The organism is Nostoc sp. CALU 1950, from assembly GCF_051172895.1.
Lineage (GTDB): Bacteria > Cyanobacteriota > Cyanobacteriia > Cyanobacteriales > Nostocaceae > Nostoc > Nostoc edaphicum_A.
The window spans coordinates 25,792-35,078 of record NZ_JBDNJQ010000084.1 but is presented as its reverse complement, the minus strand read 5'-3'; the positions used below and the strand labels follow the sequence as shown (position 1 = coordinate 35,078).

General features: G+C 41.3%; 7 protein-coding genes. 4 read left to right on the top strand and 3 right to left on the bottom strand.

All coding sequences use genetic code 11. The annotated features are described in order from the left end of the window. Positions 1–211: 211 nt before the first annotated feature. From ABF638_RS21825 to ABF638_RS21815, 3 genes are all read right to left on the bottom strand, one after another. Complete coding sequence (locus ABF638_RS21825) at positions 212–1,561, bottom strand: DUF2254 domain-containing protein (protein ID WP_435025076.1); 1,350 nt, start codon at positions 1,559–1,561, stop codon at positions 212–214. Then, the gene (locus tag ABF638_RS21820) at positions 1,558–2,565 is read right to left on the bottom strand and encodes a mechanosensitive ion channel family protein (protein ID WP_435025075.1); all 1,008 of its coding nucleotides are present in this window, start codon (positions 2,563–2,565) and stop codon (positions 1,558–1,560) included. Before ABF638_RS21820 ends, ABF638_RS21825 begins: the two co-directional genes overlap by 4 nt. A 313-nt stretch (positions 2,566–2,878) precedes the next feature. After that, positions 2,879–3,007 (bottom strand): hypothetical protein, encoded by a 129-nt coding sequence (locus tag ABF638_RS21815; RefSeq protein ID WP_435025073.1) that lies wholly within the window; start codon positions 3,005–3,007, stop codon positions 2,879–2,881. 288 nt (positions 3,008–3,295) lie between these two features. On the opposite strand from ABF638_RS21815, the gene ABF638_RS21810 reads away from it, so the two are divergent. From ABF638_RS21810 to ABF638_RS21795, 4 genes are all read left to right on the top strand, one after another. Continuing rightward, positions 3,296–5,167 carry an iron uptake porin gene (locus tag ABF638_RS21810; RefSeq protein WP_435025072.1) on the top strand — a complete coding sequence of 624 codons (1,872 nt, stop codon included), beginning with the start codon at positions 3,296–3,298 and terminating at the stop codon, positions 5,165–5,167. A 150-nt stretch (positions 5,168–5,317) separates the two neighbouring features. Continuing rightward, positions 5,318–6,544: a hypothetical protein gene (locus tag ABF638_RS21805; RefSeq protein ID WP_435025071.1), complete on the top strand. Its 1,227-nt coding sequence runs from the start codon at positions 5,318–5,320 to the stop codon at positions 6,542–6,544. Between the two features lie 595 nt (positions 6,545–7,139). After that, positions 7,140–7,796, top strand: coding sequence for a DUF1361 domain-containing protein (locus ABF638_RS21800; RefSeq protein ID WP_435025070.1), 657 nt, complete (start codon positions 7,140–7,142; stop codon positions 7,794–7,796). A 225-nt stretch (positions 7,797–8,021) separates the two neighbouring features. Continuing rightward, positions 8,022–9,194, top strand: a complete 1,173-nt coding sequence (locus ABF638_RS21795) for a hypothetical protein (RefSeq protein ID WP_435025069.1) — start codon at positions 8,022–8,024, stop codon at positions 9,192–9,194. Positions 9,195–9,287 lie beyond the last annotated feature (93 nt).

The following is a 9,287-nucleotide window of genomic DNA, read 5'->3' as shown; positions in this document are numbered from 1 at the left end:
CCTATTGCCTGCCTACGCAAATTAGTTCAGAAATCAAAGCGGATTCCTATATAAATCTATATGTATCAGGATTTTCGGGAATTGGGATCACAAGGGCAATTTCTACCAGTGCTGTTTTTGGTTGATAATTTAGAAGCAGATATTTACGAGCGCTGCTGATAATTGTGTAAGCAAGCTTATTGTGATATCCAAACTAATTAATTTTTTTTGATTAATCCCAATTTTTAATAGCACCTTTGCAGTCTAAAGTTTTAATTACGGCAGAATAACGCTCTTGTGCGTCTTTGCGGTCTTGTTCTTGTGATAGCTCCTCATGACTATCCTGCAAAATCTTCTCAGCATGATATTGTAGGATTTGACAGTATTTACTATTGTTTGTGTAGCTGGCAATAGTAGCTATAGCTTCTAACAACCTAATAGTTACTCCTGCATCCGACTTTCCATACTGCCGAATTTGGTTAAAAGCACGGTCAACCAATCCTTGAAAATCTACTCCTTCGGCAATTATGCGTAATATTTTATTGTGATCGTAGCGGTAGGGTGAAGGTAAATTTCTTTGAACTAAGTGGCACAATCCAGCGCTAATTCGGTCAATGCAGCGAATAGCAGTAAATGGATCATTTATTCCAGGAGAAATGGCACGCAGAGCAATTTCTACTAGTTGATCAATTGGAAACTCTACATCTTGTTGCTCTGTACGTTCTTTACCCAAAATAAAGGCATCATTGATTTGTTTGGTAAGTTTTTTATTTACTTTTTCACCAGGGAAAACTAAGACTAAATCGCCACCTTGAACCAAAAATTTTCCCGGTCGAGTCTGAAGACGTACTAGCAAATTATGTTTACAAGCAATGTCTATCAATTCTTCATGATCTATAGCTTGTAAATAACCAGTGCCATTAACTCGAATCGGTAAAGCTTCTTCCTCAAAAGACATTGGAATTTCTTCAACTCCAAGGCTATCTTCTGATTCACCACACCCAATTTTTTCTGGAAATAGCCGCTCAATTGCTGAATGTAAATCTTCACTAACATTTTGGATTACATAAGATGCCTGAATTATTGTTGAAGCATGATGAATAAAATAAATCAATACACCAATACTAATAATTGCCAGTAAAGTGCCGACTGTAACCGCAAGTTGTGGCACAAACTCTTCATATCCATCTCCTTCTCCATGAATCGTCCGCAGTACGAGTAAGCAGTAGATGAACGTTCCAATAAATGTACCAAGTACAACCTGATTACCCGTATCCTGCATAAAATTACGCAGTAAGCGGGGGCCAAAGTTGGAAGCAGCAAGCTGAAGCGCCACGATTGTAATTGAAAAAGCTGTAGCAGCAACGCTGATCATCGAACCTGCAACAGTTCCGAGTAGCGATCGCGCTCCATCTGCTCCACCAGTATATATCCACCAATAATCAATTTCCACCTTGTCTGTGCGGTCAAGACTTAGCATAATGAAAGCCAGAGCAAGAGATGCTACCGCCATGACAGATGGTATAAACCAGTAACTTGAGTGGATCTGATCCCAAAGTTTGCTTAACTTGACGTTTCTCATTTTTCGTTAATTTTAGAATCTACCTTATTGTTGCCATCTTGTGAGAAACGCTCTTGAGCAAGTAACCTGAGTGAATCGCTGATCCGGCGGGGTTTTGGTACTTCACCTTTACCAGATGGCCAACCTTCACGCTGATGGGAGCGGTTTCCATCTGTCTCTTCGGTTTGGTCATGAAATAGAATTTGTTGAGTTGGAAAGGGCAAATCAATACCATTGGCGACTAACTTTTTCTTGATTGCAGACAGTACTTTGTCCCGTGATTGAAGAGAGTCTATCCTTCTCGGTGGATTAATCCACCAACGCACACGGATGTTGACTGTGCTTTCGGCAAGTTCCATTAGCAGTACATCAGGAGCGGGTTCTCTTAAAACCTCGTCTACGCTATACATTGCGTCTAACATCAACTGCTTGGCTAGATCAGTGTCATCGTTGTAGCCAATGCCGACATCGTACTCTAATCGGCGGTTGTCAAAGGCAGTATTCACCGTGACAGAATTGATAAATAATTCCGAGTTAGGAATCACAATTCGCCGACCGTCATAGGTTCTGATTGTTGTTGCGCGTGTCTCGATATTTTCAACAGTTCCCTCAAAGCCTTTAAAAACAATTTGGTCATCAATTTGAAAAGGTTCAGTCAGCAGAATTAAAATCCCAGCTAAGAAGTTTTGTAGAATATCGCGGAAAGCAAAACCAATTGCAACACCGCTAATTCCCAAAAGTTGCACTAAATCACCGGCTCTAAATGTAGGAATTACAATGGAAAGGGCGATAAACAAGCCAATCAAAACTGTTACCCCTTGGGCTAACCTTCCCAGTACTAATCCCAGATTCCGAGCGGAGCGACGGTTGCGAGTTAACCGCTTAACCAATGCCTTAATTCTGCTAGCAATAAACAAAAAGAAAATGAAGACAATTAAGCCTAAGACAATGTTCGGTACTAAAGCTATGAACCCGTTAATCATGCTTTGAACCTTGTCCCAAGCTGTGGAGATTGCTGCATTCATGTAATTTCTTCACCAATTAATCTTTGCTAATGTTATCGCTGTAAATTCTGATGCAATAATTCTGGAATTTCCTGCCGCAACGCTGCGATTTCACCCTGAAGCACTTGAATCGATTTCGCTGCATTCTCTTTCTAGGGATTGTTTTTTTGGAAAACTTTTAACTACTCATAGTCGTAATTCGTAATTGAGAAAGTCAGATTTCATCAGAATTTATGGATTTGAATCTGCTATTGGATTTTAGATAATTGGTATTATTAGCTAATAGCAGGGGTTTCTAGCACGTTGACATCAACTAGAGGTGTCACCCACCACATCAATCCACATCAATCGGTTCTTCTGCATTTCCTTCTAATCGAGCCAGATTTGTGCCGTGATGAGATTTAGCAATATCGATAACAGCTTTTCCGTTTCCCCGTGGCACTTGAATAATCAGTTGACGCATTCTACCTACCCTCCTGCGTTAACCATCTTGCTTTTTCAGCCGATAACTCTACTACCCAAAGAAATATTTTCTGAAAAATGTATAAGTTACAATCTCAGTCCCCAGTCTCCAGTCCCTAATCCCTCTTTCATACTTGGCTGTGAAATTTTTTCATCGAGACTGCCTTCTGAAACCTGAAACTCCTCGCTCATTTCTAGTAATTTTTATCACTCTTTTTTTATAAACCTTCCTGATATACACCAAGTTTCTCTGTCAAAAGAAATAGTGGTGCAAGTCAAATGAAATACCATGAGTGATATTAGTCTACTGATGGCGAGTGTGCTAGTAACAGCGCCAATCTCTGCCCTCAATTTACCAGAACAGCCTGTAATTACTTCAGACAATCTAGTGCAGGAGTCAACACAGGAAAATTTATCTCAAGTTGTATCACCTGCTGAAATTACACCGCCTGAATTTGTGCAGCCAGATATAACCACTTCATCAGCTACAAACAAAAAGTACGAAAATATACTTAAAAAAAGTAGAGAAAAAATTCAATTTATAAGTTCTCCTAACTTACCTGAATTAAAAGATACTCAAGCTGTAATCGAAGTTGTACAGAACCAGGAAAACACAGAAGAATTCTCTCTATCTCCCCATCCCCCAGACTCAGACAACCCAATGTCTCAAGTCACCTCAGTGTCGCAACTTGAAGATGTGCAACCCTCCGATTGGGCTTTTGATGCCTTGCAGTCTTTGGTAGAACGCTATGGCTGCATTGCGGGATATGCTGATGGTACTTATCTGGGGAATCGTACCATTAGCCGTTATGAATTTGCGGCGGGTTTAAATGCTTGTTTAGAGAAGATTAACGAAGCAATCGCTAACAATAAAATTAATACTGTTAATAATGAAGATTTAATCTTGCTGCAAAGGTTGCAAGGAGAATTCAAAGCAGAGTTGCAACAATTACAGCAACGTGTCGAGGCTGTGGAAAACCAAACTAGTGAATTACAAGGGAATCAGTTTTCCACAACTACCAGATTATTTGGTCAAGCTATTTTTAGCGTTCAGGGAACCAATAGCCCTGATGTGGATTTGTTTCCGAGAGATGGAGTCCCTGAACGCCAGGGAAAAACCAATCTGACTTTCACAAGTAGCGCCCAACTAACCTTAGCAACGTCGTTCACAGGGCGAGATTTGCTGTTAACAGGGCTGTCTGCGGGGAATTTAGGTTCTACTGCATCTTTGCTATCCACCAATATGGGACGCTTAGGTTTCGAGTCAAATACAGACAACAATCTAGTTGTTAGTGACTTATCTTATAGATTTCTGGCTTCGGAAAACTTGGGAATCGTCGTAGGTACGGCGGGAGTCAACCCCATCAACACCTTTCGCGGTATTAGCCCTTTAGAAGGTTCTAGCGACGGTGCAATTTCTCTATTTGGTCAGCGGAACCCGATTTTAAATATTGGTAACGGCACTGGTGGTATAGGCTTTGACTGGCAGATTAGCGATCGCATCAGTTTCCAAGGCGTTTATAGTGCAGAAATCCCCAGTTTTCCTGGCAACATCAAGCAAGGCGGACTATTTGGCGGTAGATTTACTGCTGGCGCTCAGTTAAGTTTAGCACCCACTAATAACATTGATGTCGGCGTACATTATCTTTATTCCCACTCCCCAGATGGTTTACTGGGAAGTGGTATCGGCGATTCTCAACTAATTTCGCCTTTTGCAGATCCTACAGCTTTCGATACTCAAGCAATTGGTGCTACCGTTGCTTGGCGAATTAACCCTAACTTGCAGTTGGGCGGTTGGGGTGGCTTTACTTTCTCCAAACCATCCAATCTTTCTGGAAGTGTGGAAACTACCAACTGGATGGTGTTCGCGGCTTTTACCAACTTGCTGCGTTCTGGCAATTTAGGGGGCGTTCTCGTTGGACAACCGCCCAAAATTACTTCTAGTACTTTACCCGAAGGCTTAAATTTTCCCAACTTTTCTGATAGGGGGACAGCAGGCGGACGTAGTGACACATCAATTCACGTAGAAGTTTTTTACCGCGCCCAACTGAGCGACAATATCGCCCTGACTCCCGGCTTATTCGTCATTTTCAATCCCGATCACAATTCTGCTAACGATGCATTAGTCGTTGGGACATTAAGAGCTACTTTCCGGTTTTAATTTTGTACTGATGTAAATGTAATTAAATACGCTGTTTAGATACTGGTTAATTCAGTATCGGATGCTTTCATTATCCAGTTATAGCAAAGAAAAATCGTGCCTAAACCTACGCGTATTTTTTTCATAGGTAATTAAAGGAGCAAATTTTTCATGAAATTAGATTCATTTACTAAATTGGGTTGTGCAGTTGTTAGCAGCAGCAGTTTAGCCGCAGTTTTCATCGGTTTAGGTGGAACAAGTGCTTTTGCTCAAATTACAATCCAAAGCACTGGGACATTATCAGGCACTATCCAACTTCCCAGCATTAATCCCAATTTCAATCAAAGCACTACTCGTATTGATACAGACAACACGGGAACTTACTCGCGGAACTTAGGAACTAATAATAATCCTAATTACGTTCCTGTATACAAGTCAGATTATGTACAAGTAAGAACACGTAACGATGGAAGTCTGCATTATTATGTTGACTTTAAAGGCATTCCGATTGTCTCATTCAATGGCGTTCTGACTTCGCCGATTCTCTCTGACGGTGAATTGACACCCTATAAGTACCAGGGAAGATTGGCAGGAACTACATTTCAAGGAGTAGTTCAGGATGAATTTAATCTCACAAAGGCCTTATACACTGGAATTGTCACCGATCCCAAGACTGGAAACCAGTATCAGGGCACTTTTGAAGTGAGTGGATATGGAGTGCGATATAGCGATCGCAATGGTAGTGCAACCCCCACAGTCTTTGATTTCAAGTCCGATCTCCCAGGTTCCCCAAAGGTGACATCTTTGGAAATGACTAACGCACCCCTAGCAAGAATACAAATCAAAGTACCTGCAACTGCAACTCTCATAACTCCCGCGCCCGTAGTTGACGGTGGTAGCACACCTACTCCCCCGCCCGTAGTTAGCGGTGGTAGTACACCTACTCCCCCGCCAGTAATTAGCGGTGGTAGTACACCCATTCCCCCACTAGTAATTGATGGTGGTGGCACACCCACTCCTACGCCTGTAGTTAGTGGTGGTAGTGCGATCGCTCCTGCGCCAATAGTTGATGGTGGTAACACATTCACTGTTACGCCAATAGTTGATGGTGGTAACACATTCACTGTTACGCCAATAGTTGATGGCGGTAACACATTCACTGTTACACCAATAGTTGATGGTGGCGCTTCCTCGACACCTACAACCTACACATCTGGATCTAATTCTCCATCACTCTCTACTACACTTAATATGGAATTCAGTAGTGGTAATTCCCTGGAAGTCAATCCTGCAACCCTAGCTCAAGCTACTTGTTCACAGGATTCTGCCAAGAGTTGTGCAATATCCGCTTCACCCAAACAAGCGATCGGCCCCCGTAGTCGAGTACTACTGCGTTAGTTAAACGCGATGTACAACTTAATATTCTGACCTCTCTCCAAACCTCTCTCCTAAAAGGAGAGAGGCTTTGATTTTTGCTCCTCAACGCTAGTAGGGAAGGGGTTGGGGGTTAGGTTTGAGATAAAGTCGCACATGGCGTTAGTTAAGGACTTTCACATAAAAATATCCAACCGGGTGGGCGTCTTTGCCCGCCCCTAATAACAAAAACTTTGGGTACTTCTGGAACTCTAGCAAGGCAAAATGAAATCTATATAATAGCCAGGACAGGGGCAACATTGTAATTAAAAAAGTCCACCAGAAGTTATTCGCGGCGTTTTTGCTGCTCAGACTTCCTTTCAGTGGTAGATTTTACCCTGATGATTTTCTGGCTATACTAGTGACTTAAGCCGATTGATTGACAAATTTTATCTTCCAGCATGAAATATACAAAAACTCTAAACTTTGGACATATATTTCAGTGTGTATTGACTTTTAACTGACACAACAATATTGTCTGATATTGGAGAAAAATAATTTCCTTGGGGGACTAAAAAAATTTATCAATCAATCATTAGAGTGAATATAAATCAATCAAATATCTTCCGAGTAAGCACCTATGAAAGAAGAATTGATAGCCAGAGTTGTGCAGGTATTGCAAATTAATATGAGATGGATGACTTGGAATTTATTTCTGGCTTTTATACCTTTGGCTTTGAGTGTCTGGCTATTTCGTATAAAGCGCGGTGGCACTTGGCTTTGGTGGCTAGGATTCTTAGTTTTCTACGCTTTCTTACCAAATGCACCATATTTGTTGACCGATGTAATTCATTTGATAGATGATATCCGGACGATTCAATCGGTTTGGATGATTACTTTAGTCCTCATTCCTGTATATTTGCTAGTAATTCTCGGTGGATTTGAAGCTTATGTAATATCGTTAATTAATTGGGGTCACTACTTACATCGCATCGGTAAAAGCCAGTGGATTTGGCGCGTTGAGTTGATTACTCATTTTCTGTGTGCGGTTGGTGTCTATTGGGGACGATTTTTGCGTTTCAACAGTTGGGATTTTATTACTCAACCGGATGCTTTACTTACCAAAGGAGTAGAAGAAATTCTTGGGAAACAGCCCTTGGTGATTATTGCTATCACCTTTGTGGTACTTGCAGGTTTGTACTGGATTATGAAACGAGTAACTTTAGGTCTTAGTCAACGAGATAGTAGAATAGGGATAAACTCAGAACGCGCAAACTCTAACACGCCAAACATTTGATAAATGTGGCTATTTTGGCTTTTAAATTTTGGGTTTTAATTAGTAATTCTCAAACATGAATATTGCCTATCAAAAGAAAGATGCAACTAAAGCCTCCTTGAGGTGAAATAAACTCAGAGGCAAAGGTTGAACTTCAACCGTCGCCATCTGAGAATAACGTCCCATCAGATCATTTAATACCGATGGTCTGATGCATCTGGTCACGTTGATAGGAGGGATAATAATATGCAATTAATTTCTAGAGAGGAGATAAAGACATTAATAGAACAGCCAAAAGGAAATTGTGTTTCAATTTATATGCCAACACACCCAGCCGGGGCAGAAGTGCGACAAGACCCCATTCGCTTTAAAAATTTGGTCAAGGAAGCGGAGAATCGTTTAATTGATGCGGGTTTGGAACAGAAAGAAGCGATCGCATTGCTAGAAAAATCCCATGAAATTGATACCCAAGAGTTTTGGGAACAAAAGGGAGAGGAAGGGCTGGCGATTTTTATTTCTGAAAATATTTTTCGCTATTACACGCTGCCAATTGATTTTCAAGAGTTGGTTGTGGTTACAGACCGATTTCACATCAAGCCACTGCTGCCAATTTTAAATGGCAATGGTCGCTTTTATATCCTGGCTTTGAGCCAACAAGATGTCAGGTTCTTTGAAGGAACACGCTACACCGTCAATGAGGTGGAAGTAGAAAATCTTCCTAAAAGTCTAGATGAAGCTTTGCAAAAAGACGAGACTGCTAAAGAAGGTCAGTTCCGGCTTGCAACATCAAGAGGGGGAACCGCCAATTCCTTTTCGCAACCAGGTACGTTTCACGGACAGGGAAGCCCTGAAAAGGATAAACAACAAGAATACATACTACAATTCTTTCAGATTATTGATGGCGCATTGCACGAAAAACTGCGATCGCAAAAAGCCCCTTTGGTACTGGCTGGGGTAGAGTATCTCTTGCCTTTATATAGACAGGCAAATACTTACCAGCATTTAATGGATGAAGCTATCACTGGTAATCCAGAGATACTCAGCGCCCAAGAGTTACATGACCAAACTTGGCCGATTGTCGAGGCTGATTTCCAAAAGTCGCAGCAAGAGGTTTTGGAGCAATTTCACGAATTGTTTGGCGGTGATACTGGTAAAGCATCTAACAACCTCAAAGAAATTGTCTCAGCGGCTTATTACCAACGAGTGGATTCCTTACTAGTTGCAGTTGGTCAGCAACAGTGGGGTTTATTCGATCCAACCTCAGAAACGGTTTATTTGCATCCAGAAAAAGAAGCTGATGATGAAGATTTGTTGGATTTTGTTGCTGCTCATACTTTATTAAACGGTGGTGCGGTTTACGCTGTTCCCTTTGAACAAATTCCATATAGCACAGCCGTTGCGGCGATTTACCGATATTAAAGATTTCGGTTTTTTACGTGATCGCTAGGGTAAAGACGCGATTCATCGCGTCTCTACAAATGGTTTATTTGTCGCATTCTTTTTTTTAATTGG